Genomic DNA, 24817 nt, shown 5'->3' with positions numbered 1-24817 from the left:
CGATGGTCAAAGCAGAGAGCGTCTGTAAGAGCTTCGGCGCCCTACAGGTGCTCAGGGGTGTGACGCTCGAAGTCGAGCGCGGCGAGGTGCTGTGCATCGTCGGGCCGTCGGGGTCGGGCAAGTCGACGTTCCTGCGCTGCATCAACCACCTGGAGCGCGTCAATGCGGGCCGTCTGTATGTCGACGGCGACCTCGTGGGCTACCGCGAGAAGGGCGGCAAACTGCACGAGCTCAAGCCGGGCGAGGCGGCCAGACAGCGACGTGACGTGGGCATGGTGTTCCAGCACTTCAACCTTTTCCCGCACCGTACCGCGCTGGACAACATCGTCGAGGCGCCGGTGCACGTCAAGGGGGTCAAGAAGCACGACGCCGTGGATCGCGCGAAGGAGCTGCTCGAGCTGGTGGGGATGGCGGACAAGGCCACCGCCTATCCCGCGCAGCTGTCGGGAGGACAGCAACAGCGGGTGGCGATCGCGCGGGCCCTGGCGATGAACCCGAAGCTGATGTTGTTCGACGAGCCGACGTCGGCCCTCGACCCGGAACTGGTGGGTGACGTGCTCGCGGTGATGAAGAAGCTCGCGTCGGAGGGCATGACGATGCTGGTGGTCACCCACGAGATGGGGTTCGCCCGCGAGGTCGCCGACAAGCTGGTGTTCATGGACGGCGGTGTGATCGTCGAGTCGGGGAATCCGCGTGAGATGATGGCCAGCCCGCAGCAGGAACGCACGAAAGCCTTTCTGTCCAAGGTGATGTAGATGCCGCAGCGGTGGATCCCGCGACCCCGATGTGGTGGGCGTGCGGGCCTGTGTGAGGCAACTCATGCCATAAACCTGGAGTTATTCCAAATGAGGGGCCGTTGATACAGACATGAACACAACACGTCGCACCGAAGCAGAAGTACAGGGTTTCACCGCCTCACCGCAGTTCGCTGCCAACCTGCAGCGTGTCCTGGTCGACCTGATCGAGCTTCATCTTCAGGGCAAGCAAGCGCACTGGAACGTTGTCGGTACCAACTTCCGCGACCTGCATCTGCAACTGGACGAGCTCGTCGACTTCGCCCGTGAAGGTAGCGACACGATCGCCGAGCGGATGCGCGCACTCGACGCGGTACCGGACGGCCGCTCCGACACCGTCGCGGCAACGACGACGCTGCCCGAATTCCCGGCCTACGAGCGCAGCACCGGCGACGTTGTCGATCTGATCACCGTGCGGATCAACGCCACGGTTGACACCATTCGAAGTGTGCACGACGCCGTTGACGCCGAGGATCCGAGCACCGCCGACCTCCTGCATCAGCTGATCGACGGCTTGGAGAAGCTGGCCTGGATCATCAAGTCGGAGAACCGGAAGGTCTAAACACGGCCGCGGCGGGTACCCCCCGGGCGTGACTGTGACCCGAGATATCGCAGCCTCGCGCCAGCGGGTGTGGGAGGTGATCGCCGACGGCTGGACGTACTCGCAGTGGGTGGTGGGTAACAGCCGGATGCGGGCCGTGGACCCCGACTGGCCCGCGCCCGGCTCCACCATCCACCACTCCATCGGCGTGTGGCCTGTGCTGCTCGACGACGAAACCGTCGTAGAAGAGGCCACACCGCCGGCGCGGCTGGTGCTGCACGCCAAGGGCAGGCCGTTCGGCGGAGCTCGGATCATCCTGGACCTGACCGACATTCCCAACGGATGCCGAGTTTCCATGCAGGAGTTCCCGGTCAGTGGGATCGGCAAGTTCATGCCGGAGCGCCTCGCCGATGTCGCGGTGTGGCCGCGCAACAACGAAACGCTGAGGCGGCTGGCCTTCCTCGCCGAGCGTCGTGACGACCGTGACGTCGACGGCAGCTGACGCCGTCGTCATCGGCGCCGGCCACAACGGTCTGGTCGCCGCTGCACTGATGGCCGACGCCGGGTGGGACGTCGTGGTGCTCGAGGCGCAACCGGAACCCGGCGGCGCGGTGAGCAGCGCAGAACGTATCCCCGGCTACACCAGCGACCTCTACAGCGCCTTCTATCCGCTATCCGTCGCGTCACCTGTGCTGGCCGGCCTCCACTTGGAAGACCACGGTTTGCAGTGGACACACGCGCCGGCCGTCGTCGGGCATCCGCGCTCGGCAACCGACGACCAGGCGCCGGTCATATACCGCGACATCGCCCGCACCGCTGAGGGGCTAGCGCGCAGCCACCCGGCGGACGGTGACAACTGGATGCGGCTGTTCGACCTCTGGGAGCGGGTGAAAGATCCGCTGTTGAGGAGCCTCTTCGCCCCCTTCCCTCCCGTGCGGGGCGCGGCCGGACTGGTGAGGACATTGGGCACCGCCGAAACGCTGCGCCTGGTGCATCTGCTGACGCTGCCGGTCGGCGAGATGGCCCGCCGACTGTTCGCCGGGGATGCCGCCCGTTTGCTGCTTCTCGGCAACGCGCTGCACGCCGACGTCCCGGTGGACGCGCCGGGCAGCGGCGTCATGGGCTTCATGCTGATCATGATGGCGCAGGACGGGGGATGGCCGGTTCCGGTTGGCGGCGCCGGACAACTCGCGGCGGCTCTGGTCAACCGGGCGCGGTCTGCCGGTGCGGACATCCGTTGCGGCCGGCAGGTCACCGGGATCGACGTGCGCGGCGGGCGGGCTGTGGGCGTACGCACCGCCGACGGCCGAACGGTCTCCGCGCGTCGCGCAGTGGTGGCCGACGTGTCGGCGCCTGCCCTGTACCGCGAGTTGCTGCCGTCGTCGGCCGTACCGCCCCGCGTGCTGGCAGATCTCGAGCACTTCACCTGGGACACCCCGGTCTTGAAGATCAACTACGCCCTGGACGCCCCGATCCCGTGGCGGTCGAAGAACCTCGACGACGTCGGGACGGTGCATCTCGGTGCCGACGCCGACGGGCTGGTCCGGTGGATGGCTGACCTCAACACCCGGACGGTTCCCCAGCATCCGTTCATCCTGTTCGGGCAGATGACCACCGCCGATCCGACGCGCTCACCCCAGGGCACCGAAAGCGCTTGGGCATACACGCATCTGCCACGTGACGTCATCGACGACGCCTCGGCTGATCAACTGTCTCAGGCGGTGGACCGGGTGCTCGAGGAGCATGCGCCCGGGTTCGCCGATCAGATCGTCGGTAAGTTCATTCAGCGTCCGTCGGAGCTCACGGCCTCGGACGCGAACCTCGTGGGCGGCGCCGTCAACGGCGGCACCGCCCAGTTGCAGCAACAGCTCATCTTCCGGCCCACCCCGGGCTTCGGGCGTGCCGAGACACCGATCGAAGGACTGTTCCTGGGCAGCGCCGGCGCCCACCCCGGCGGCGGGGTGCACGGAGTCTGCGGGCGCAACGCGGCCACGGCCGCGCTGGCGAGCGACGGGCTGACCGGCTGGCCGCGGCGCAAGATCAACCAGCTGGTGATGTCACTGTTCGTCCGCTAGCGGGGAGTTCGACCGCCTCGCGAACGGCGCTGTCGTCGCGGCGGCCGACCAGGTACCAGGTGTGGATCACACCCTTGCCCTTGACCTCGACGTCGCCGCGCTCCTCGAGGATGAACGAATGCCGGATGCGTTCGTAGAGGTTGTGCGGCACCTGGATCCGACCTTCTTCGTCGGTTGTCTCCATGCGGGAGGCCACGTTGACGGCGTCGCCCCAGACGTCGTAGAAGAACTTGCGTGCGCCGACCACACCGGCGACCACCGGTCCGGACGCCAGTCCGATGCGCAGCGGCACCGCGCGGCCCAGCGGATCCTTCAGATCGGCGACCGCCTGGGCCATGTCGAGCGCCAGGCAGGCGAGCGCTTCGGCGTGGTCCGGCCGCGGCCGCGGCACCCCGCTGACCACCATGTAGCTGTCACCGCTGCTCTTGACCTTCTCCAGACCGTGGCGGTCGACCAGCGCATCTAGGTCGGTGTAGAGCCGGTCGAGGAAACGCACGAGATCAGTGGGCGAGGTGTTGCTGGCCCGTTCGGTGTAGCCGGCGATGTCGGCGAACAGGACCGAAGCGTCGTCGTACCCGTCGGCGATGATCGCATGGGCGGGATCTTTGAGACGCTCGGCGACCGAGGCGGGCAAGATGTTGGCGAGCAGCTTTTCCGACCGCTGGTACTCGGCCTCCATCGCGCGTTCGGCGCGCTCGGTCTCCCGCAACGCGTACCAGACAGTGGCGAACACCATCAGGGTGGCCGACACGGCGGACAGCACGAAGCCGACCGTCAACATCCATGACGGCCACAGTCCGCGGTCCTCCGGCACCGCCAACTCCATGGCGATACATGCGACGAGGCCGAGCGTCACGATCACCGCGGAAATCGCGATGCGCTCGATACCGAGCACGAGCACCACCAGCGATGCGGCCACGAGGTAGTAGAACTGCAGGCCGGCACTGGTTCCGACGGAGTAGCAGATGAACGTGACCGACAGATAGGCGAAGAGGAAGAAGACCAGCGGCGCAATCAATTCGCCGAAGCGGTAGAGCAGCGGAATCCCCAGGAAGGGGATGGCGAAGACGAGGTTCAGCACACCGATCCACCAACCGGGGCCTCCGAGAGCGATCTGGAGTGTCCCGAACATGGCTGAGACGGCGGCGGCGATCCAGGTGGCGATGGTCAGCACGCGCAGTCTGCGGATCACCGCCTCGGCGTAGTGCTCAGTGCGTGCGGGCATGCGGTTGTGCAATGCGACCTCGGGCATACAGACGGTGCGCGGTGCGTCGCGAGCGACCATTGAGGCAGCGTATCCCCGGGAGACCGTTGCTCGGCCGACATTCGTGCGCCCGTCGGTGCGCGGCCGTGGGAGGTTCCCTGATGGCGCAGCGTGCGGCTAAAGGATCGGGCGTCCGCCCGTCACGGCGATGCGGGCTCCCGAGATGTAACTGCCGTCGTCGGAGGCCAGGAGTACATAGACCGGGGCGAGTTCCGCCGGTTGTCCGGCCCGCCCCAGCGGTGTGTCGTCGCCGAAGGACTTCACCTTCTCCTCCGGCATCGTCGCCGGAATCAGCGGTGTCCAGATCGGTCCCGGCGCCACGCTGTTGACCCGGATGCCCTTCGCGCCGAGCAGCTGCGCGAGACTCGCCGAGAAGTTCGCTATCGCGGCTTTGGTCGCCGCGTACGGTGCCAGCGTCGGTGAGGGCATGTCCGAGTTCACCGACGAGCTCCCGATGATCGACGACCCCGCCGGCATGTGCGGCATCGCCGCCTTGGCCAGCGTGAAGTAAGCCCCGACATTGAGCCGGAACGTGTAATCCCACTCCTCGTCACTGATCTCGTCGAGGCTTTCGTGCGTCATCTGGTACGCCGCGTTGCTGACCAATACGTCGATCCCGCCGAACTCCTGGACGGCGCGGTCGACGACGGCACGGCAGTGCGCCGGATCGGACAGGTCGCCCTTTACCAGCACGCATTTTCGTCCGGCGCCCTCGACCAGGGCAGCGACCTCCTGAGCGTCGGAATCCTCGTTGAGGTAGGCGATCAGGACGTCGGCGCCCTCACGCGCATAGGCGATCGCGACCGCGCGGCCGATACCGCTGTCCCCGCCGGTGATGATCGCGCGCTTGCCGGTCATCCGGCCCGACCCGCGGTAACTGTCCTCACCGCAGTCCGGAACCGGCGTCATCTCGCCCTGTATCCCGGGGACCTGCTGCTGTTGCTCGGGAAAACCCATGTCCACTCCTGTCACTCGTACGTGTGGGCCGTGGGTATCCGGTGTGACCATCGGCAAACGGTGTCGTCGGCACATTGCAGCGTGATGCACCCCTACCGCGAGTTCCGCAGGATCATCGAGGAACGTCATGAACCGAGCACATCGGGACTCTATCCACGGCGCGCCAGGAGCTCCAACAGCACCCAGCACCGCTGTCGGTCCAGCCGCTGAGTGCGAGTTTCGGCCCGTTCGGCCCTGTGGGCCGGCCCGAACACAGTTTGAGTGCCCTCGGTGAGATTCGAACTCACACTGGACGGGTTTTGAATCCGTTTCCTCTGCCAGTTGGGATACGAGGGCGTGCGGTGTTCCACCATAGAGGATGGCCCCGAGGTCGCTGATCGCCCGGGTTACCGCCACAATGACATCCATGACCGGCTCACCGACCGACGCGCCGACTCCGCATCGCGTGCTCATCGCCGAAGACGAGGCGCTCATCCGGATGGACCTTGCCGAGATGCTGCGCGACGAGGGTTACGAGATCGTCGGTGAGGCCGGTGACGGGCAGGAGGCCGTGGAACTGGCTGAGGCGCTCAACCCCGACCTGGTCATCATGGACGTGAAGATGCCGCGTCGCGACGGTATCGACGCCGCGTCGGAGATCGCGAGCAAGCGGATCGCCCCGATCGTCATCCTGACCGCCTTCAGCCAGCGTGACCTCGTCGAGAAGGCCCGCGACGCGGGGGCGATGGCCTATCTCGTCAAACCGTTCAACGTCAACGACCTGATCCCGGCCATCGAGGTGGCCGTCAGCCGCTTCAGCGAGATCCACGCCCTCGAGGAAGAGGTCGCGACGCTCTCGGATCGGCTCGAGACGCGCAAGCTCGTCGAGAGGGCGAAGGGTCTGCTGCAGGTGAACCAGGGGATGACCGAACCGGAAGCCTTCAAGTGGATTCAGCGTGCGGCAATGGACCGCAGAACCACCATGAAGCGGGTGGCCGAGGTCGTGCTCGAGACGTTGGACAGCCCGAAGAGTGAGCCGTCGGCCGGCTAGCGAAGCCGAATTCCGCCCCCGCGGACGCGCCGCGCGTTTTCCACAACACGCACCATCGCCAGGTGTTGGCTATGTTCTACCGCAAGCGTCATCGCCCAGGCCCTCCGGCCATGGGAGTCGATGCCAATTGAGAACATCGACCAGGAGGTGAAAACGTGCGCGGTCGCGTGGCACGGAACGCATTCGCTCTCGGTAGCGCGGGGCTGTTGGCGCTCGCCCTTGGGGGCTGCAGTCAGTCGACACCGGAAGAAGAAGCGGCGCAGACGAACCTGAAGATCGTCGAGCAGGTCCAGATCGACGAGAACGGCGCGGAGGTCAAGGCTACTGAGGGAGCCGTCCCGGTGGATCCGGCCGGTGACGGCAAGGCGACCTGTCCGCCGCTGTCCATCGCGATGGCCGGCGCCCTCAACGGACCGGATGCGGCCCTGGGCATCAACATCAAGAACGGCGTGCAACTGGCCGTCGACAAGCACAACTCCGCCAACCCGGGCTGCCAGGTCCAGCTCAAGACGTTCGACACGGAAGGGGACCCGCAGAAGGCCAGCGCGATCGCACCGCAAATCGTCGACGACCAGTACACGATCGGCCTTGTTGGCCCGGCGTTCTCGGGTGAGACGAACGCGACCGGCGACGTGTTCAATCAGGCCGGCCTGGTCGCGGCGACCGCCTCGGCCACCAACGTCACGCTGTCGGAGAAGGGGTGGCGGACCTTCTTCCGCGGCCTCGCCAACGACGGTGTGCAGGGTCCGTCGGTCGCCAACTATCTGAAGAACACGCTCGGCCATCAGAAGGTCTGCGTCGTCGACGACAGCACCGACTACGGTCTGGGCCTCGCCCAGGCCGTGCGCGAGACGCTCGGACCCGTCGCTGATCCGGCGTGCAACATCTCGGTGAAGAAGGGCGACAAGGATTTCTCGGCCGCCGTCACCCAGGTCAAGGGTGCGAGCCCACGATCGGTGTTCTTCAGCGGTTACTACGCCGAGGCGGCGCCGTTCGTGCAGCAGCTTAGGGACGGCGGATTCGAGGGCATCTTCGTCAGCGCCGACGGCACGAAGGACCCCGAGTTCGTCAAGCAGGCCGGTGAGGCGTCCAAGGACGCCCTGCTGTCCTGCCCGTGCGGCCCGGCCACCGGCGGCTTCGCCGAGGAGTACAGCCAGAAGTTCGGCCAGGAGCCCGGCACCTACAGCACCGAGGGCTACGACCTCGGCACCATCCTGGTCAAGGGAATCGACTCCGGGGCCATCACGCGTCAGGCGCTGCTGGACTACGTGCGCAACTACAACGGCCAGGGCGTGGCCCGCAACTACCAATGGACACCGCAGGGTGAGCTCACCAGCACGCTGATCTGGATGTACAAGGTCCAGTGATCGACTAGACGAGACACGTCCGAACCGGCTGCCTCGGGCGCGTCTCGCTTGATACCTCCGACCGCGCGAGGAGCCCACCGCACCGATGATCGCCGAGTGCGTCGACCAGTCCGCCTGTCTGGCGGCCAACATCACGTTCAACCTGGAAGGCCTGCAAAACGGCTTCTGGCAGTTGACCATCGACGGGCTGTCCTGGGGTGCCATCTACGCTCTGGTGGCGGTCGGCTACACGTTGGTGTTCGGCGTGCTGCGGCTGATCAACTTCGCACACTCCGAGATCTTCATGTTGGGGATGTTCGGCGCCTACTTCTGCCTGGATTTCATCCTCGGCTTCACCCCGTCGGGCAACGCCTACAACAAGGGCATCGCGTTGACGGTGCTGTATCTGGTGATCGCGATGCTGTTCGCGATGTTGGTGTCCGGTTCGGCGGCCGTCGGTCTGGAGGCGGTGGCCTACCGCCCGCTGCGAAGACGCGGAGCGCGGCCGTTGACGTTCCTGATCACGGCCATCGGCATGTCGTTCGTGCTGCAGGAATTCGTCCACTTCATCCTGCCGAAGATCATCGAGGGCTATGGCGGTAGTAACGCCCAGCAGCCGATCACGCTGGTGCAACCGAAGACCCAGTTCGAGATCTTCGGCGCGTCGGTCTCCAACGTCACGTTGGTGATCATCGGCGCGGCCCTGTTCTTCGCGCTGCTGACCGACATCGCCATCAACCGGACGAAGTTCGGACGCGGCATCCGCGCGGTGGCACAGGATCCGAACACCGCGACGCTGATGGGGGTGTCACGGGAACGGGTGATCATGCTGACGTTCATGATCGGTGGTCTGCTCGCCGGTGCGGCCGCATTGCTGTACACCCTCAAAGTGCCGCAGGGCATCATCTACTCTGGGGGTTTTCTGCTCGGCATCAAGGCGTTCTCGGCCGCGGTGCTCGGCGGCATCGGCAACCTGCGCGGCGCGTTGCTCGGAGGGCTCATTCTGGGAGTCATGGAGAACTACGGGCAGGCGGTGTTCGGCACTCAGTGGCGTGACGTGGTCGCCTTCGTCCTTCTGGTGCTCGTCCTGCTCTTCCGTCCCACCGGGATACTCGGGGAGAGCCTCGGGAAGGCACGGGTATGACCACGCAACGGCGAGGCGACGGCGCGTCGCGTGACACCAGGCGACTGTTGGCGCCCGGCGACCGGCTGCGCGGATGGTGGTCCGGCTTGAACCGGCCGCAGAAGTGGCTTTTCGGCGTTCTCGGCTTCGGTGCGTTGGCGCTGCTGCCGCTGTTCACCCCTCCGTTTCTTGACACCCCAGGCATCAGCTTCGGTGGCACCATGGCGCAGTTTGCGATGGTCGCGATCATCGCGATCGGCCTCAACGTCGTTGTGGGGCAGGCGGGTCTGCTCGACCTCGGCTATGTCGGCTTCTACGCGGTCGGCGCCTACACCGTCGCTCTCCTGACCAGCCCGAGTAGCCCGTGGAACCAAGCCGGCCCTGGCGGCTGGTTCCAGACGGACTGGGCGTGGCTGGCATGTGTGCCGTTGGCGATGGCGGTGACGGCGCTCGCAGGGCTGATCCTGGGCACCCCGACGCTGAGGTTGCGCGGTGATTATCTGGCGATCGTCACCCTCGGGTTCGGGGAGATCATCCGCCTGCTCGCCGACAACCTGTCCGATGTCACCAACGGACCCCGCGGCCTCAACGAGGTGGAGTATCCGCGGGTGGCGGAAAGCGAGCGGTTGCCCGAAGGTGTGTTCTCCAGGGCGAACTCGACGGGCGACGCCAACTACGGCACCTGGTGGTTCTGGCTCGGTCTGCTGCTCATCGTCGGCATCCTGCTGTTGGTCGGCAACCTCGAACGCAGCCGGGTCGGCAGGGCGTGGGTGGCGGTCCGCGAGGACGAGGACGCCGCGGAGGTCATGGGCGTCAACACCTTCCGTTTCAAGCTGTGGGCGTTCGTGATCGGGGCCGCGATCGGCGGGCTCTCCGGCGCGTTGTACGCCGGCCAGGTTCAGTACGTCGCGCCACCGACGTTCAACATCATCAACTCCATGCTGTTCCTGTGCGCGGTCGTCCTCGGTGGGCAGGGCAACAAGCTGGGCGTGATCTTCGGCGCGTTCGTCATCGTCTACCTGCCCAACCGGCTTCTCGGCGTGCACTTCCTGGGCATCAACCTCGGCGACCTGAAGTACCTGTTCTTCGGTCTCGCCCTGGTGGTGTTGATGATCTTCCGGCCGCAGGGGCTCTTCCCGGTGCGCCAACAGCTGCTCACCTACGGCGCGGCCGCCCGTGATCTGTTGCGTCGGGCGCCCGGCGACACCAACGAAGGGGCGACGCGATGACGATCGAGGAACTCTCCGGCGTGCATCGGGACATCGAGGTGGCCGAGGGTGAGACGCTATTGCAGACCCATGAACTGACCGTGAAGTTCGGCGGGCTCACCGCGCTGGACGCGGTGACCTTCGGCATCCGGCGCGGGGAGATCCTCGGGCTGATCGGACCGAACGGCGCTGGCAAGACCACCTGCTTCAACGCCATCACCGGTGTCTACCGGCCCAGTTCGGGTTCGGTGACCTTCGACGGCAAGCCGCTCGGCCGTGTCAAACGCCACCAGATCACCCGCCGCGGCATCGCCCGCACCTTCCAGAACATCCGGCTCTTCGCAGAGATGACCGCGCTCGAGAACGTCATGGTAGGCACCGACGCACGGCACCTGACCTCAGTGCCGGGTGCGCTGGTCCGAACGCCGAGGCACCGCCGCGAGGAGAAGTCGGCGATCGAGCGGTCGGCCGCGCTTCTGCATTTCGTCGGCATCGCCCACCGTGGCGAGGAGAAGGCGAAGAACCTGCCCTACGGCGATCAGCGGCGGCTCGAGATCGCCCGCGCGCTGGCCACCGAACCCAAATTGCTGTGCCTCGACGAACCCGCGGCCGGCTTCAACCCGGCCGAGAAGGCCGCGCTGATCGAGTTGATCCGCAAGATCCGCGACGACGGCTACACCGTACTGCTCATCGAACATGACATGCGCCTGGTGATGGGGGTGACCGACCGGATCGTGGTCCTGGAGTTCGGGCGCAAGATCGCCGACGGGCTGCCTGCCGAGATCCGCGAAGACCCGAAGGTCATCGCCGCCTACCTGGGAGTGCCCGATGACGAGATCGAATGAATCGCAAAAGGTCCTGCTCGAGGTCCGCGACGTCGTCGTGCATTACGGCCGGATCCGGGCGCTGCACGGGGTGTCGCTCAAGGTGCACGAAGGCGAGCTGGTCACGCTTCTGGGGTCCAACGGTGCAGGGAAAACCACGATGATGCGGGCGATTTCGGGCCTGCGCCCGCTGACCTCGGGTTCGGTGTGGTTCGACGGCAACGACGTCTCGCAGGTGAAGGCGCACCGCCGCGTGGCCGACGGCTTGATCCAGGCGCCGGAGGGTCGTGGTGTCTTCCCGGGTATGACCGTCACCGAGAACCTCGAAATGGGTTGCTACGCGCGCAAATTTCCCTCCAAGGCGGAGCATCGGGACCGGCTGGACTGGGTGCTGGAGACCTTTCCGCGGTTGGCCGAGCGGCGCTCCCAGGTCGGCGGAACACTGTCCGGGGGGGAACAGCAGATGCTGGCGATCGGACGCGCGCTGATGGCCCGGCCGAAGGTGCTGCTGCTCGACGAGCCGTCGATGGGGCTCGCCCCGATGGTCATCTCCCAGATCTTCAAGATCATCGCTGACATCAACGCCCAGGGCACGACGGTGCTGCTTGTGGAGCAGAACGCGCAGCAGGCGCTGTCGCGCTCTGATCGCGCCTACATCCTCGAGACGGGCCAGGTCACCAGGACCGGGAACGCCAGGGATCTGCTGCACGACGACAGCGTCCGCGCCGCCTACCTGGGTGTCGCCTGAGCTGAGTAAGCGAGGCGGTACCGCCCGACCATCACCGACGGCCGGTGACCGAACGGTCCCTGGTTCCAAACCACGCGGACCGACCTTGGCACCCTCGACCCGCCGGGCCCCGCAGCCCGGCGGCGCGGGTGCTCATCGGGATGGCCCGGGAGCACCTGCGTGTCCCCCGGGGTGCCTAGAGTTGTGCCCGTGAGCCCTGCCAGTACCGCCACCGCGAAGAAGACGGCCGCCACCAAGGTGGACGGCAAGCCGACTCTGATGCTGCTGGACGGCAATTCGCTGGCGTATCGCGCGTTCTATGCGCTTCCCGCCGAGAACTTCAAGACCCAGGGCGGGCTCACCACCAACGCGGTGTACGGATTCACCGCGATGCTCATCAACCTGCTCCGCGACGAGCAGCCCACCCATGTGGCCGCCGCCTTCGACGTATCTCGCCAGACGTTCCGCGTCGACAAGTACCCCGAGTACAAGGCCGGTCGCTCGTCGACTCCCGACGAGTTCCGCGGACAGATCGACATCACCAAAGAGGTGCTCGTCGCGCTGGGCATCACCGTGCTGGCCGAAGCCGGCTTCGAGGCCGACGACATCATCGCCACGCTCGCCACCCAGGCGGAGGGCGAGGGGTTCCGGGTGCTCGTCGTTACGGGGGACCGCGACGCGCTGCAGCTGGTGAGCGACGACGTGACGGTGCTGTATCCCCGTAAGGGGGTCAGTGAACTGACCCGCTTCACTCCCGACGCGGTGCAGGAAAAGTACGGGCTCACCCCGCAGCAGTACCCCGACTTCGCGGCACTTCGGGGTGATCCCAGCGACAACCTGCCGGGCATTCCGGGGGTAGGGGAGAAGACGGCCACCAAGTGGATCGCGGAATACGGGTCACTGCAGGCCCTGGTGGACAATGTGGACAAGGTCAAGGGCAAGGTCGGCGACGCACTGCGGGCGAACCTGTCACACGTGGTTCTCAACCGCGAACTCACCGACCTCGTTCGCGATGTTCCGCTTCCACACACCCCCGACACCCTGCGGGTGCAGCCGTGGAACCGCGACCAGATCCACCGGCTGTTCGACGACCTCGAGTTCCGGGTGCTGCGCGACCGGTTGTTCGAGACCCTCGCGCCTGTCGAACCCGAGGTTGAGCACGGCTTCGACGTGCGAGGCAAGGCGCTCCAACGCGGCGAATTGGCGGCCTGGCTGTCCGAACACAGCCTCGGCAACCGGTTTGGGCTCGCAGTCGTCGGCACCCACCTCGCCTATGACGCCGACGCCACCGCGCTGGCCATCGTCGCCGCCGACGGCGACGGCCGCTACATCGACACGACCGCTCTCGACCCCGACGACGACGCGGCGTTGGCGTCGTGGCTCGCGGATCCGGGGCCACCCAAGGCTCTGCACGAAGCAAAGCTCGCCATGCACGACCTCGCCGGGCGCGGCTGGAAGCTCGCCGGTGTCACTTCCGATACCGCGTTGGCGGCCTACCTGGTGCGGCCCGGGCAGCGCAGCTTCAGCCTCGACGACCTGTCGTTGCGGTACCTGCGTCGGGAACTCCGCGCGGATAACCCCGCCGAACGACAACTCTCACTCCTCGACGGCAGTGAGGGCAGCGACGATCAGGCCGTCCAGACGCTGATGCTGCGCGCCGTCGCGGTGCTCGACCTCGCCGACGCCCTCGACGAGGAACTCGCCCGCATCGACTCGTCGTCGCTGCTGGGCCGGATGGAGTTGCCGGTGCAGCGGGTGCTCGCCGAGATCGAGCACACCGGCATCGCCGTCGACATCGATCAACTGCGGCAGCTGCAGAGTGAGTTCGCCGATCTGATCCGCGACGCCGCCGCGGCGGCCTACGCGGTGATCGGCAAGCAGATCAATCTCGGCTCGCCCAAACAGTTGCAGACGGTGCTGTTCGAGGAGCTGCAGATGCCGAAGACAAAGAGGACCAAAACCGGATACACCACCGATGCGGACGCGCTGCAGTCACTGTTCGACAAGACCGGTCATCCGTTCCTGCAGCACTTGCTGGCCCATCGCGACGCCACTCGGCTCAAGGTGACCGTCGACGGCCTGCTGAACTCCGTCGCCTCGGACCGGCGTATCCACACGACGTTCAACCAGACGATCGCCGCGACCGGCCGGCTGTCCTCGACCGAACCCAACCTGCAGAACATCCCGATCCGAACCGAGGCTGGCCGGCGTATCCGCGATACGTTCGTGGTCGGCGACGGCTACGCCGAACTCATGACGGCCGACTACAGCCAGATCGAGATGCGCATCATGGCGCACCTGTCCCAGGATGCCGGCCTGATCGAGGCGTTCAACACGGGAGAGGATCTGCACTCGTTCGTCGCCTCCCGCGCGTTCGACGTGCCCATCGACGAGGTGACCCCGGACCTACGCCGCCGCGTCAAAGCGATGTCCTACGGATTGGCCTACGGGCTGAGCGCCTACGGCTTGGCTGCGCAGCTGAAGATCTCGACCGAAGAAGCCAAGGTCCAGATGGACCAGTACTTCGCGCGGTTCGGCGGTATCCGCGACTACCTGCGCGACGTCGTCGACCAGGCCCGCAAGGACGGCTACACCTCGACGGTGTTCGGTCGCCGGCGGTACCTGCCTGAGCTCGACAGCAGCAACCGCAACGTGCGCGAAGCCGCGGAACGGGCCGCGCTCAACGCCCCGATCCAGGGCAGCGCCGCCGACATCATCAAGGTCGCGATGATCAACGTCGATCAGGCGATCAAGGACGCCGGGCTCAGATCGCGGATGCTGCTGCAGGTGCACGATGAGCTGCTGTTCGAGGTGGCAGACGGCGAGCGGGAGACGCTCGAAGAGCTGGTGCGCGACAAGATGGGCAGCGCCTACGCCCTTGACGTGCCGCTCGAGGTGAGCGTCGGGTACGGCCGCAGCTGGGACGCGGCGGCGCACTGAGGTGTCGTTGCACCCGTTCGACGAGGCCGTCGCGCTCCAACCAACAGATCAACCCGGCCGGTGGCGCGGCCACACCCACGCGGAGTGGGCCAACATGGTCGGGCCCTTCGGCGGGATGACCGCGGCCGTGCTGCTGCGGGCCGTCGAGCTGCAGCCCGAGCGGATCGGCGAACCGGTCGCGCTGACGGTCAACTTCGCCGCACCCGTCGCGGACGGGCCCTTCGACATCGTCGCCCAGGCGGTCCGGACCAACCGAACCAATCAGCACTGGCTGATCGAACTCTGGCAGGACGGGGCGGTCAAAACCAACGCCACCGCGGTCTTCGGGATCCGGCGCGGTACCTGGTCGGACACCGAACAGGCGATGCCGATCGTTCCGAAACCCGAGGACGTCGCCGAATCCGGACTGCCCGACACCATCGTGTGGGCGCGAAACTACGAGATGCGCTACATCAAGGGTGGGGTGCCCGGCCTCGCTGCCCGGCCCGAGCCGTCGTCGGTCACGACGCTGTGGGCGCGCGACCGCGGTGGGCGCACACTCGATTTCCCGTCGGTCACTGCGATGAGCGACATCTTCTATCCCCGGGTGTTCCTTCGGCAGGGCGCCATGTCGCCGGCTGGGACGATCTCTCTCACGACGTACTTCCACGCCGACGCCCAGAACCTCGCCGCGGTTGGTGGGGACTACATCCTGGCGAGCGCTCGGGCCAACCGGTTCTCGCGCGGCTACTTCGACCAGTCAGCCGAGTTGTGGAGCGCGACAGGCGACCTTCTTGTCACCACGCACCAGATGGTCTACTTCAAGGCCTGATCGGCGCGCGGTAACCGGCCATCGTGTGCAGCGCCGGCGATGCCGCCCTGGCCGCGTACAGCGCGAAGGTCTCCTCGTGGAGCAACCGGACGACGCGTGCATCGCCGAACCCGCGGTCGATGCGGTCACGCACGAACGCCAACTCTACGACCTGGTGGGCGAATCTCTTCACCGACTCGCCGGCCTGCTTGCCGCCGAACCGCCTCGCCACGGCGATCACCTGTTGGCGGGTCCGCAGCGATGCGGGCCACGTCGCCTCGCTCGGCGTCACCAGACCCGCCGCGACCATCCCGGGCAGTTTCGCCGCGACGATCTGCTCTTCGCGTCGTCGGCTCCGGACCGCCAGCAGGATCGCCAGGCCGAAGATCGGCATCATCCAGAACACGTACAGGCCGAAGTACGCCCCGACGCCGAGGAGCGATGACCCGTTCCGGCGCGGGACACCTAGGCAGGGTAGCTGCCGATGCACGGAATACCGGGGTGATGCGGGCGGTTCAGCACATTACGAGATGGTGTTGTCTCGTAATCGGATGGGGATTCGGATTAGCCAACTCACCTGCTCGACGATGTCTTCACCTGGCTGACCGACGATCGCGTCCGTCGCGTGTATCCGGATCTCCTCGCCGAGGCGCAACGCCACCCGGCGCTGGGGGAGGCCCTCATGAACCATGTCGGCCGGCCATGGCGAGCACATGCCGTCGAGGTGCTCGAACGCGCCGCGAAGCGGGGCGAACTGGCCGTCGGCGCAGCAAGAGTTCATCGTCGACGCGCTCGGGGCGCTGGTGTTCTGGCGGTTGATCGCTCTCGGAGCGCCGGTGACCTACACGTATCTGGACCGGGTGGCCGCGGCGATCTGCGGCATGGCCCGCGGGAACAATCCGGTGTGAGAACGGGTTTGTCCTGCGTGGACCGAGTCGAGTAGGCTCGGAGAGTACCTGTGTGCGCGATCTCAGGTAACAAACCAATCTCCTGTACCTACGAGTAAACCTGTCCGGAGCAACCCACCACATGCCAAGTCCCTCCGTCACCTCGCCGCAAGTAGCCGTCAACGACATCGGCTCGGCTGAGGATTTTATGGCCGCCATCGACAAGACCATCAAATACTTCAACGATGGCGACATCGTCGAAGGGACGATCGTCAAGGTCGATCGCGACGAAGTCCTCCTAGACATCGGCTATAAGACCGAAGGTGTCATCCCTTCCCGTGAGCTCTCCATCAAGCACGACGTCGACCCCAATGAGGTTGTGTCCGTCGGCGACGAGGTGGAAGCCCTGGTCCTCACCAAGGAGGACAAGGAAGGCCGCCTGATCCTGTCCAAGAAGCGCGCACAGTACGAGCGCGCCTGGGGCACTATCGAAGAGCTCAAGGAGAAGGACGAGGCGGTCAAGGGCACCGTCATCGAGGTCGTCAAGGGTGGCCTCATCCTCGACATCGGCCTGCGCGGCTTCCTGCCCGCGTCGTTGGTCGAGATGCGTCGTGTGCGCGATCTGCAGCCGTACATCGGCAAGGAGATCGAAGCCAAGATCATCGAGCTCGACAAGAACCGCAACAACGTCGTGCTTTCCCGCCGTGCCTGGCTGGAGCAGACCCAGTCCGAGGTGCGCAGCGAGTTCCTCAACCAGCTGCAGAAGGGCGCCATCCGCAAGGGTGTCGTGTCCTCGATCGTCAACTTCGGCGCGTTCGTCGATCTCGGCGGCGTCGACGGCCTGGTGCACGTCTCCGAGCTGTCGTGGAAGCACATCGACCACCCGTCCGAGGTCGTCACCGTTGGCGACGAGGTCACCGTCGAGGTGCTCGACGTCGACATGGATCGCGAACGGGTATCGCTGTCGCTGAAGGCCACCCAGGAAGACCCGTGGCGCCACTTCGCCCGGACCCACGCGATCGGCCAGATTGTGCCCGGCAAGGTCACCAAGCTGGTGCCGTTCGGCGCGTTCGTCCGCGTCGAGGAGGGCATCGAGGGCCTGGTACACATCTCAGAGCTGTCCGAGCGCCACGTCGAGGTTCCGGACCAGGTGGTCCAGGTCGGCGACGACGCGATGGTCAAGGTCATCGACATCGACCTGGAGCGTCGCCGGATCTCGCTGTCGCTCAAGCAAGCCAACGAGGACTACACCGAGGAGTTCGACCCCTCGAAGTACGGAATGGCCGACAGCTACGACGAGCAGGGCAACTACATCTTCCCCGAGGGGTTCGACGCCGAGACCAACGAATGGCTCGAAGGTTTCGAGAAACAGCGTGAGGAGTGGGAGTCCCGCTACGCCGAGGCCGAGCGCAGGCACAAGATGCACAGCGCGCAGATGGAGAAGTTCGCCGCCGCCGAGGCCGAGGAAGCCGCCCGTCCGGCGTCGAACGGTTCGTCTCGCTCGGAGGAGTCGACCGGCGGGACGCTCGCCAGCGACGCGCAGCTGGCCGCCCTGCGGGAGAAGCTGGCCGGCAACGCCTAGCTCGCAGCTAGACATCACGACAAGAACGCCCCGGCTCACCGCGAGCCGGGGCGTTTGCCCGTATCCGGGCCCTGACACACTGGTGCGGTGCTGAGAATCGGTCTGTCCGGCGGCATCGGCGCCGGCAAATCAACGGTGTCCGCGACGTTCAGTGAGCTCGGCGCCATCGTCGTCGACGGTGATGTGATCGCCCGTGAGGTCGTCGAACCCGGCACCGAGGGGCTGGCCAGACTCGTCGAGGCATTCGGCGAAGACATCCTGCTGCCCGACGGCGCGTTGAACCGCCCGGCACTCGCAGCGGTCGCGTTCAGCGACGACGAGAAGCGCGCGACGCTCAACGGAATCGTGCACCCCTTGGTCGGTGCGCGCCGCGCGGAACTCATCGCCCGTGCCGCCGACGACGCGGTCATCGTCGAGGACATCCCGCTGCTGGTGGAAAGCCAGATGGCGCCGATGTTCCCGTTGGTGATCATCGTGCATGCCGACGAAGACATCCGGGTGTCCAGGCTCATCGAGTATCGCGGCTTCAGCGAGGACGATGCCAGGGCGCGGATCAGGGCTCAGGCGAGCGAGGAGCAGCGGCGCGCGGTTGCCGATGTCTGGCTGGACAATTCGGGAGAGGCCGAGGATCTCGTCGAGAAAGCGCGGGAACTCTGGCATCACCGGATCCTGCCGTTCGCGCACAATTTGCAGAACGGCGAGCCGGCCCATGTGACGCCCAAAATAGTGCCATACGACCCGAGTTGGCCCGCGCAGGCCAGCCGTGCGGTGGCGCGGCTTCGCGTCGCATGCGGGCATCGTGCCAAGCGTATCGATCACATCGGCTCCACGGCGGTCCCCGGTCTTGACGCCAAGGACGTGATCGATATCCAGGTGACCGTCGACTCGCTCGCCACCGCCGACGAACTCGCCGAGGCGCTGTTGGCGGCCGGGTATCCGCGTCTTGGGAAGATCATTGCGGACACGCCCCATACCGACGATCAATCATGGTGGGAGAAGCGGATACACGCGTCGGCGGATCCGGGTCGGCCAACGAAGGTGCATCTGAGGGTCGAGGGTTGGCCGAACCAGCAGTTCGCGCTGCTGTTCGTCGCATGGATGAAGGCCAACCCGCAGGTCCAGTCCGAGTATCTGGATCTCAAACGTGGGGCCGTCGCACACGCGTATGCCACGACCGATGAGTATGCCGAAGCCAAGGAACCGTGGTTGGTGGACGCCTACCGCCGCGCCTGGGCGTGGGCCGACGCAACAGGCTGGCGCGCGTAGGACCCTACGCCAGGGGTGGTTCCGCGGACGGCTGTGGCGGGGCGGCCGGGTCGACGGGCGGCGGCGTGGCGACCGGAGCCTCACATGTCAGGGCGGCGTAGTCGGGGTCCTGCGGCAGGAATCGCGGGGCGACGAAGTCGTCGGCCTGCGCGACGATCTGCTCGTCGACGAGGATCTCGCAGTGCAGGTTTGCCGAATAGGGCCACTGCACCGACACCTTCATCGTGGCCACGTCGGCCTCGGGCAGGACGGTGTTCACCTCGAACACGCGGCCCGGCACCATCGTGGGGTTCGCCGTCTGGGTCTGATTGCCTTCGGCGCTGTAGGTGATCGTGGCTCCGCGGGAGACGCCGTCGATACGCGCCCGGTAGATGATGTTGCGGAGCACCTGCGGAGTCTCCTGGACGACCGGCTGCGGCGGGCCTTCCGGGTCGGCGACCGCGACGGCGGGAGTCCACTGGTAGCCACCGATGACGGTTACGACCACTGCGCCCGCGGTCATTCCGCGCCTGACGGAGTTCACGTAGCTGACCTTACTATGTCCGCCAGGTCAAGACCACGCCGTTGCCGGCGAGCCAGCGGTGCAGGTCGTAGCCGTGCCGGGCGAGGCCGTCGACGGTCCTCACGGCGGTTTGCACGGCTTGTTCACCGACCTCCGGGGTGAGCAGGTTGTGCCGGACTGCGGTGAGCAGTTCGTCGACGTCGCGAAGTTCCGCCCCGATCCCGGTGCGCACCACCAGGTCCAGATAGTGATCCTCGGACGTCCATCGCTGTGGGCCCGGTATGTAGTCGCCGATGTCGAGGTAGAAATCCTGCTCCTTCTCGAACCCCGGATTGAAGTGGAACACCGATGCACGCAGGTTCAGCGACGGCAGCAGCCACGACTCGAGGTAGTGGAACTGGGCGCGACCGGGTGTCGCGCGGGCCATGTAGAGGCCCCAAGGTTCCACCGAATAGACGTCGACGGCCCGCACGATGCCCTTGGGGTCGGTGTTCGTGCAGGCGAGCAGGTCGAACGTCTCGTGTTTGGGTGGGTGGATACCCCAGCATAGGGCGGGGAACAAGAACCTGTCGGTGGCTGGTTCTACCCTGGTGAAATGGCTTTCGCTACCGAACACCCAGTGCTCGCACACTCCGAGTACCGCCCGGTCGAGGCGATGGTGCGTACCGGCAACCGGTTCGAGGTGGTCAGCCCCTACCAGCCCGCCGGCGATCAACCCGCCGCCATCGAGGAGTTGGAGCGGCGCATCCGGGCGGGGGAGCGTGACGTCGTGCTCCTCGGCGCGACAGGCACCGGCAAGTCGGCCACGACCGCGTGGCTGATCGAACGGCTGCAACGGCCGACGCTGCTGATGGCGCCGAACAAGACGCTGGCCGCCCAGCTCGCGAACGAGTTGCGGGAGATGTTGCCTCACAACGCCGTGGAGTACTTCGTGTCGTACTACGACTACTACCAGCCCGAGGCGTACATCGCCCAGACCGACACGTACATCGAGAAGGACAGCTCCATCAACGACGACGTGGAGCGGCTTCGGCACTCGGCGACGTCCAGCTTGCTGTCGCGGCGTGACGTGGTCGTAGTGGCGTCGGTGTCGTGCATCTACGGTCTGGGCACGCCGCAGTCCTACATGGACCGGTCGGTCGAGTTGAAGGTGGGTGACGAGGTGCCGCGCGACGGGCTGCTGCGGCTGCTCGTCGACGTGCAGTACACCCGCAACGACATGGCGTTCACCCGCGGGACGTTCCGCGTGCGGGGCGACACCGTCGAAATCATCCCCTCCTACGAGGAGCTCGCGGTACGTATCGAGTTCTTCGGTGACGAGGTGGAGGCGCTGTACTACCTGCATCCGCTGACCGGGGACATCGTCCGCCGGGTCGATTCGCTGCGGATCTTTCCCGCGACGCACTACGTCGCGGGCCCGGAGCGGATGGCGCAGGCGATTTCCAGCATCGAGAAGGAACTCGAGGACCGGCTGGCCGAACTCGAAGGCCACGGCAAGCTGCTCGAGGCTCAGCGGTTGCGGATGCGAACCAACTACGACATCGAGATGATGCGCCAGGTCGGGTTCTGCTCCGGGATCGAGAACTACTCGCGCCATATCGACGGCCGCGGTGCCGGCACGGCGCCCGCCACGCTGCTCGACTACTTCCCCGAGGACTTCCTGCTCGTCATCGACGAGTCCCACGTGACGGTGCCGCAGATCGGCGGCATGTACGAAGGCGACATGTCGCGTAAGCGCAACCTGGTGGACTTCGGGTTCCGGTTGCCGTCGGCGGTCGACAACCGGCCGCTGACGTGGGAAGAGTTCGCCTCCCGGATCGGTCAGACCGTGTACCTGTCGGCCACCCCAGGTCCCTACGAGCTCAGCCAGACCGGCGGTGAGTTCGTCGAACAGGTGATTCGTCCGACCGGGCTGGTCGATCCGCAGGTCGTGGTGAAACCCACCAAAGGTCAGATCGACGATCTGATCGGGGAGATCCGTGAACGTACCGAACTCGACGAGCGGGTGCTGGTCACCACGTTGACCAAGAAGATGGCCGAGGACCTCACCGATTACCTGCTCGAGCTGGGAATCCGGGTCCGCTATCTGCACTCGGAGGTCGACACGCTGCGCCGCGTCGAGCTGCTTCGCCAGTTGCGGCTCGGCGAGTACGACGTGCTGGTGGGTATCAACTTGCTGCGCGAGGGTCTCGACCTGCCCGAAGTATCGCTGGTGGCGATCCTCGACGCCGACAAGGAGGGATTCCTACGGTCCACGCGCAGCCTCATCCAGACTATCGGCCGTGCCGCCCGCAACGTCTCGGGCGAGGTCCACATGTACGCGGACAAGATCACCGACTCGATGCGCGAGGCGATCGACGAGACAGAACGGCGCCGCGCCAAACAGGTTGCCTACAACGAGGAACGCGGCATCGACCCGCAACCGCTGCGCAAGAAGATTGCCGACATCCTGGACCAGGTGTACCGCGAGGCCGACGACAGTGAGGCCGTCGAGGTGGGCGGTTCGGGTCGCAACGCATCGCGGGGCCGGCGCGCTCAGGGTGAGCCGGGCCGTGCCGTCAGTGCCGGCATCGTCGAGCGGCGCGATACCGCCAACATGCCGCGCGCCGAACTGGCGGATCTGATAAGGGACCTGACCGAGCAGATGATGACCGCGGCCCGCGACCTGCAGTTCGAACTCGCCGCCCGGATCCGCGACGAGATCCAGGACCTGAAGAAGGAACTGCGCGGTATGGACGCCGCCGGCCTGAAGTGACACGGTGGTTGACCTCAACCGCCCTTGAGTTCCTAGCGTGGCGGCGTGACTGAGACCTCCCGCGTCTCGGTGGGCACCTGGCGTCAGCTGCTGGGTCCGGCCCACCTAGGTGCCTCGATGGTGCTGGCGGGCGGTGTCCTGTTGTACGCGACCAACGAGTTCCTGACCATCAGCCTGATGCCGAGCGCCGTCGCTGACATCGGCGGTCAACGGTTCTACGCCTGGGTGACGACGGTCTATCTGGTTGCCTCGGTGATCGCCGCAACGACGGTGCACCCGCTGTTGATACGTCTCGGGCCGCGGCAGGCGTACTGGTCGGGTTTGAGTGTGTTCGCCGCCGGCACCCTGGGATGTGCGCTTGCCCCGACGATGGAACTGCTCCTCGTCGGCCGGATGGTGCAGGGCGCCGCGGGTGGCCTACTCGCCGGCCTCGGGTATGCGGTGATCAACACCGCTCTCCCGAGCGGATTGTGGACTCGCGCATCGGCGTTGGTGTCGGCGATGTGGGGAGTCGGGACACTCGTCGGTCCGGCGGCAGGTGGGCTCTTCGCGCAGTTCGGCAGTTGGCGGTGGGCGTTCGGGGTCTTGGTCGGGCTCACGATCGCCATGGGGCTGCTAGTGCCGTTCGCGCTGCCGGGCCGCGTCGACGGCCATGATGTCGGTCGACCCGGCCTGCGGATCCCGCTGTGGTCGCTGCTGCTGCTCGGCGCGGCGGCGCTCGTGGTAAGCACGGCCGGGATTCCGCATGACATTCGCGTGACGGCAGGATTGCTCGCCACCGGCGTCGCCGTCGTAGTCGTGTTCGTGTTCGTGGACCGGCGCGCCGCAGTCGCGGTGCTGCCGCCGAGCGCCTTCGGCCCCGGCCCGTTGAAATGGATCTACTCGACACTGGGGCTGTTGATGGCCGCCACCATGGTGGACATGTATGTGCCGCTGTTCGGGCAGCGTCTGGCCGGTATGACCCCCATCGTCGCCGGCTTCTTCGGCGCGGTTCTCTCCGTCGGCTGGACGGGCGGCGAGATCACCAGTGCTTCATTGAGCCGCACGCGGGTTATCGTGCGCACTGTGGGGCTCGCTCCGCTGGTCATGGCCACCGGTCTGACACTCGGCATGGTCGCGTTGCGCGATGCGATGACGCCGGCTTGGGCGGCGCTGTGGGTGGTCGGGCTGCTGGTGACCGGGACCGGTATCGGGATTGCGTGGCCGCACCTGTCCGCGTGGGCGATGAGTAGTGTCGACGACCCGGCCGAAGGTCCAGCGGCCGCCGCGGCGATCAACACCGTGCAGCTCATCTGTGGGGCCTTCGGGGCAGGGTTGGCGGGCGTCGTGGTGAACCTCACCGACGCCGGGAACGCGGCGGCGGTGCGTTGGCTGTTCGCGGTGTTCGCAGGGTTGGTCGCGGTCGGCGTCATCGCGTCGACGCGAAGCGGTCGAACCCGCGCCGCCGCTTACAGGCCTGGAGGGGTCGGGTCAGCACGCCGCGGCGCTCCCGGTAGTTGACGCGCAGGCGGAGCGAACCGCTGAGCGGCGCGTTGAGGAAGGAGCGACCGGCATGAGACCCGCAACATCCATAGCCACCGTAACCGGCGAACGAGCCGAGCGGCCGTCGGCGCACCTGGCTTCCGTCGGAATCACGGCGAGCCGAAAGGTGCTCAGATGCCCACGCGCCCGGCATCGTCAATGGCGACGCAGTGTGGCTGAGTGGCTACGCATCGGCCTGCAAAGCCGTTTACACGGGTTCGAATCCCGTCATCGGCTCTCGAGGCCTGCCGGACAGCAGCTCGGGTCGAGCACAGTGCACAGCGCAATCAGAGATTCGCGCCGCGGTCGGTGGTAGACGTTCATGCCACGCCGTTGCGACTCGATCAGTCCTGCCCGGCGCAACTGCGAAAGATGATGGCTGACAGTCGATTCGGCGAGTTTGACGGCCGCCGCAAGGTCGCAACTGCACAGCTCGCCGTCTCCGGAACTGAACAGCAGTGACACCAGCTTCACCCGTACGGGATCGGCCAGCGCTTTGAGCCGCAGGGCGATCTCCAGTGCGGCTTCGTCGCCGATGGGGCCCGCCGCGACCGGCGAGCAGCAGACCGGTGCGGAGATGTCCACGGCGGGCAGGCTCTTCGGCACGCGACCAGTCTGCCACAGTATGTTGACATATATCAAAGGGGTGAGCATTCTGAATGCGTCAGTTAGTTCGATATACGTC

Annotated in this window: 23 protein-coding genes, 1 tRNA gene and 1 pseudogene; 17 read left to right on the top strand and 8 right to left on the bottom strand. The window is 66.3% G+C overall.

Going from position 1 to position 24817, the window contains the following annotated elements:
* Positions 1-2 precede the first annotated feature (2 nt).
* The 4 genes from G6N07_RS10915 to G6N07_RS10900 all read left to right on the top strand — a co-directional run bounded on the left by G6N07_RS10915 (position 3) and on the right by G6N07_RS10900 (position 3410).
* Positions 3-755, top strand: coding sequence for an amino acid ABC transporter ATP-binding protein (locus tag G6N07_RS10915; protein ID WP_085187962.1), 753 nt, complete (start codon positions 3-5; stop codon positions 753-755).
* Between the two features lie 112 nt (positions 756-867).
* Positions 868-1356, top strand: a complete 489-nt coding sequence (locus tag G6N07_RS10910; RefSeq protein ID WP_085187850.1) for a Dps family protein — start codon at positions 868-870, stop codon at positions 1354-1356.
* 28 nt (positions 1357-1384) lie between these two features.
* Positions 1385-1837 (top strand): SRPBCC family protein, encoded by a 453-nt coding sequence (locus G6N07_RS10905; protein WP_085187853.1) that lies wholly within the window; start codon positions 1385-1387, stop codon positions 1835-1837.
* Positions 1818-3410 (top strand): phytoene desaturase family protein, encoded by a 1593-nt coding sequence (locus G6N07_RS10900; RefSeq protein WP_085187964.1) that lies wholly within the window; start codon positions 1818-1820, stop codon positions 3408-3410. The genes G6N07_RS10905 and G6N07_RS10900 overlap by 20 nt, the downstream gene beginning before the upstream one ends.
* On the opposite strand, the gene G6N07_RS10895 is transcribed toward G6N07_RS10900, so the two are convergent.
* From G6N07_RS10895 to G6N07_RS10885, 3 genes are all read right to left on the bottom strand, one after another.
* Entirely contained in the window at positions 3376-4662 is a 1287-nt protein-coding gene (locus G6N07_RS10895; protein ID WP_235849523.1) for an adenylate/guanylate cyclase domain-containing protein, read from the bottom strand. The genes G6N07_RS10900 and G6N07_RS10895 overlap by 35 nt on opposite strands.
* Before the next feature lie 129 nt (positions 4663-4791).
* Entirely contained in the window at positions 4792-5631 is an 840-nt protein-coding gene (locus G6N07_RS10890; protein WP_085187966.1) for an SDR family oxidoreductase, read from the bottom strand.
* Between the two features lie 262 nt (positions 5632-5893).
* A tRNA-Leu gene (locus tag G6N07_RS10885) sits at positions 5894-5967 on the bottom strand.
* A gap of 70 nt (positions 5968-6037) precedes the next feature.
* Between G6N07_RS10885 and G6N07_RS10880 the strand changes: the two genes are divergently transcribed.
* The 8 genes from G6N07_RS10880 to G6N07_RS10845 all read left to right on the top strand — a co-directional run bounded on the left by G6N07_RS10880 (position 6038) and on the right by G6N07_RS10845 (position 15640).
* Positions 6038-6661 carry a two-component system response regulator PdtaR gene (locus tag G6N07_RS10880; RefSeq protein ID WP_099050111.1) on the top strand — a complete coding sequence of 208 codons (624 nt, stop codon included), beginning with the start codon at positions 6038-6040 and terminating at the stop codon, positions 6659-6661.
* 155 nt (positions 6662-6816) lie between these two features.
* On the top strand, positions 6817-8028 hold the full coding sequence (locus tag G6N07_RS10875; protein ID WP_085187862.1) for a branched-chain amino acid ABC transporter substrate-binding protein: 1212 nt from the start codon (positions 6817-6819) through the stop codon (positions 8026-8028).
* Between the two features lie 85 nt (positions 8029-8113).
* Positions 8114-9151, top strand: coding sequence for a branched-chain amino acid ABC transporter permease (locus tag G6N07_RS10870; RefSeq protein WP_085187865.1), 1038 nt, complete (start codon positions 8114-8116; stop codon positions 9149-9151).
* Positions 9148-10359 carry a branched-chain amino acid ABC transporter permease gene (locus G6N07_RS10865; RefSeq protein ID WP_085187868.1) on the top strand — a complete coding sequence of 404 codons (1212 nt, stop codon included), beginning with the start codon at positions 9148-9150 and terminating at the stop codon, positions 10357-10359. Before G6N07_RS10870 ends, G6N07_RS10865 begins: the two co-directional genes overlap by 4 nt.
* Positions 10356-11183: an ABC transporter ATP-binding protein gene (locus G6N07_RS10860; RefSeq protein ID WP_085187872.1), complete on the top strand. Its 828-nt coding sequence runs from the start codon at positions 10356-10358 to the stop codon at positions 11181-11183. Before G6N07_RS10865 ends, G6N07_RS10860 begins: the two co-directional genes overlap by 4 nt.
* Positions 11167-11910, top strand: a complete 744-nt coding sequence (locus G6N07_RS10855) for an ABC transporter ATP-binding protein (protein WP_085187875.1) — start codon at positions 11167-11169, stop codon at positions 11908-11910. Before G6N07_RS10860 ends, G6N07_RS10855 begins: the two co-directional genes overlap by 17 nt.
* A gap of 189 nt (positions 11911-12099) precedes the next feature.
* Complete coding sequence (polA, locus tag G6N07_RS10850; protein WP_085187878.1) at positions 12100-14829, top strand: DNA polymerase I; 2730 nt, start codon at positions 12100-12102, stop codon at positions 14827-14829.
* A gap of 1 nt (position 14830) precedes the next feature.
* The gene (locus tag G6N07_RS10845; RefSeq protein WP_085187880.1) at positions 14831-15640 is read left to right on the top strand and encodes an acyl-CoA thioesterase; all 810 of its coding nucleotides are present in this window, start codon (positions 14831-14833) and stop codon (positions 15638-15640) included.
* Here the strand turns inward: G6N07_RS10845 and G6N07_RS10840 are convergent.
* Positions 15630-16070: pseudogene (locus tag G6N07_RS10840) on the bottom strand (PrsW family intramembrane metalloprotease); the annotation flags it as partial. The gene G6N07_RS10845 and the pseudogene G6N07_RS10840 overlap by 11 nt on opposite strands.
* Positions 16071-16142: 72 nt before the next feature.
* Positions 16143-16310 (bottom strand): hypothetical protein, encoded by a 168-nt coding sequence (locus G6N07_RS20360; protein WP_235849526.1) that lies wholly within the window; start codon positions 16308-16310, stop codon positions 16143-16145.
* On the opposite strand from G6N07_RS20360, the gene G6N07_RS10835 reads away from it, so the two are divergent.
* From G6N07_RS10835 to coaE, 3 genes are all read left to right on the top strand, one after another.
* Entirely contained in the window at positions 16245-16562 is a 318-nt protein-coding gene (locus G6N07_RS10835; RefSeq protein WP_235849512.1) for a TetR-like C-terminal domain-containing protein, read from the top strand. The genes G6N07_RS20360 and G6N07_RS10835 overlap by 66 nt on opposite strands.
* Positions 16563-16648: 86 nt before the next feature.
* Positions 16649-18088, top strand: a complete 1440-nt coding sequence (gene rpsA, locus G6N07_RS10830) for a 30S ribosomal protein S1 (protein WP_085187883.1) — start codon at positions 16649-16651, stop codon at positions 18086-18088.
* Between the two features lie 87 nt (positions 18089-18175).
* Positions 18176-19354 carry a dephospho-CoA kinase gene (gene coaE / locus G6N07_RS10825; protein ID WP_085187885.1) on the top strand — a complete coding sequence of 393 codons (1179 nt, stop codon included), beginning with the start codon at positions 18176-18178 and terminating at the stop codon, positions 19352-19354.
* Positions 19355-19358: 4 nt separating this feature from the next.
* Here the strand turns inward: coaE and G6N07_RS10820 are convergent, their stop codons facing one another.
* Positions 19359-19877, bottom strand: a complete 519-nt coding sequence (locus tag G6N07_RS10820) for a hypothetical protein (RefSeq protein ID WP_085187888.1) — start codon at positions 19875-19877, stop codon at positions 19359-19361.
* 13 nt (positions 19878-19890) lie between these two features.
* A complete protein-coding gene (locus G6N07_RS10815) occupies positions 19891-20394 on the bottom strand; it encodes a ribonuclease FAU-1 family protein (RefSeq protein ID WP_179960035.1) in 504 nt (167 codons plus the stop codon).
* Positions 20395-20451: 57 nt separating this feature from the next.
* On the opposite strand from G6N07_RS10815, the gene uvrB reads away from it, so the two are divergent.
* Together uvrB and G6N07_RS10805 are read left to right on the top strand one after the other, a co-directional pair.
* Entirely contained in the window at positions 20452-22611 is a 2160-nt protein-coding gene (uvrB, locus tag G6N07_RS10810; protein WP_085187891.1) for an excinuclease ABC subunit UvrB, read from the top strand.
* A gap of 45 nt (positions 22612-22656) precedes the next feature.
* The gene (locus G6N07_RS10805; RefSeq protein WP_085187893.1) at positions 22657-24111 is read left to right on the top strand and encodes an MFS transporter; all 1455 of its coding nucleotides are present in this window, start codon (positions 22657-22659) and stop codon (positions 24109-24111) included.
* Positions 24112-24360: 249 nt separating this feature from the next.
* On the opposite strand, the gene G6N07_RS10800 is transcribed toward G6N07_RS10805, so the two are convergent.
* Complete coding sequence (locus tag G6N07_RS10800) at positions 24361-24738, bottom strand: Rv2640c family ArsR-like transcriptional regulator (RefSeq protein ID WP_085187972.1); 378 nt, start codon at positions 24736-24738, stop codon at positions 24361-24363.
* Positions 24739-24817: the final 79 nt, after the last annotated feature.

The organism is Mycolicibacterium doricum (assembly GCF_010728155.1).
Classification (GTDB): Bacteria; Actinomycetota; Actinomycetes; order Mycobacteriales; family Mycobacteriaceae; genus Mycobacterium; species Mycobacterium doricum.
This window is presented reverse-complemented; position numbering and strand designations above follow the sequence as displayed.

What these genes read in the sequence shown, in the direction of transcription:
- G6N07_RS10865 (WP_085187868.1), top strand. Translation starts at nt 9,148, where the DNA reads ATGACCACGCAACGGCGAGGCGACGGCGCGTCGCGTGACACCAGGCGA.
- G6N07_RS10860 (WP_085187872.1), top strand. Translation starts at nt 10,356, where the DNA reads ATGACGATCGAGGAACTCTCCGGCGTGCATCGGGACATCGAGGTGGCC.
- G6N07_RS20360 (WP_235849526.1), bottom strand. Translation starts at nt 16,310, where the DNA reads ATGGTTCATGAGGGCCTCCCCCAGCGCCGGGTGGCGTTGCGCCTCGGC.
- G6N07_RS10855 (WP_085187875.1), top strand. Translation starts at nt 11,167, where the DNA reads ATGACGAGATCGAATGAATCGCAAAAGGTCCTGCTCGAGGTCCGCGAC.
- uvrB (WP_085187891.1), top strand. Translation starts at nt 20,452, where the DNA reads ATGGCTTTCGCTACCGAACACCCAGTGCTCGCACACTCCGAGTACCGC.
- G6N07_RS10915 (WP_085187962.1), top strand. Translation starts at nt 3, where the DNA reads ATGGTCAAAGCAGAGAGCGTCTGTAAGAGCTTCGGCGCCCTACAGGTG.
- G6N07_RS10890 (WP_085187966.1), bottom strand. Translation starts at nt 5,631, where the DNA reads ATGGGTTTTCCCGAGCAACAGCAGCAGGTCCCCGGGATACAGGGCGAG.
- G6N07_RS10870 (WP_085187865.1), top strand. Translation starts at nt 8,114, where the DNA reads ATGATCGCCGAGTGCGTCGACCAGTCCGCCTGTCTGGCGGCCAACATC.
- rpsA (WP_085187883.1), top strand. Translation starts at nt 16,649, where the DNA reads ATGCCAAGTCCCTCCGTCACCTCGCCGCAAGTAGCCGTCAACGACATC.
- G6N07_RS10880 (WP_099050111.1), top strand. Translation starts at nt 6,038, where the DNA reads ATGACCGGCTCACCGACCGACGCGCCGACTCCGCATCGCGTGCTCATC.
- G6N07_RS10910 (WP_085187850.1), top strand. Translation starts at nt 868, where the DNA reads ATGAACACAACACGTCGCACCGAAGCAGAAGTACAGGGTTTCACCGCC.
- G6N07_RS10895 (WP_235849523.1), bottom strand. Translation starts at nt 4,662, where the DNA reads ATGCCCGAGGTCGCATTGCACAACCGCATGCCCGCACGCACTGAGCAC.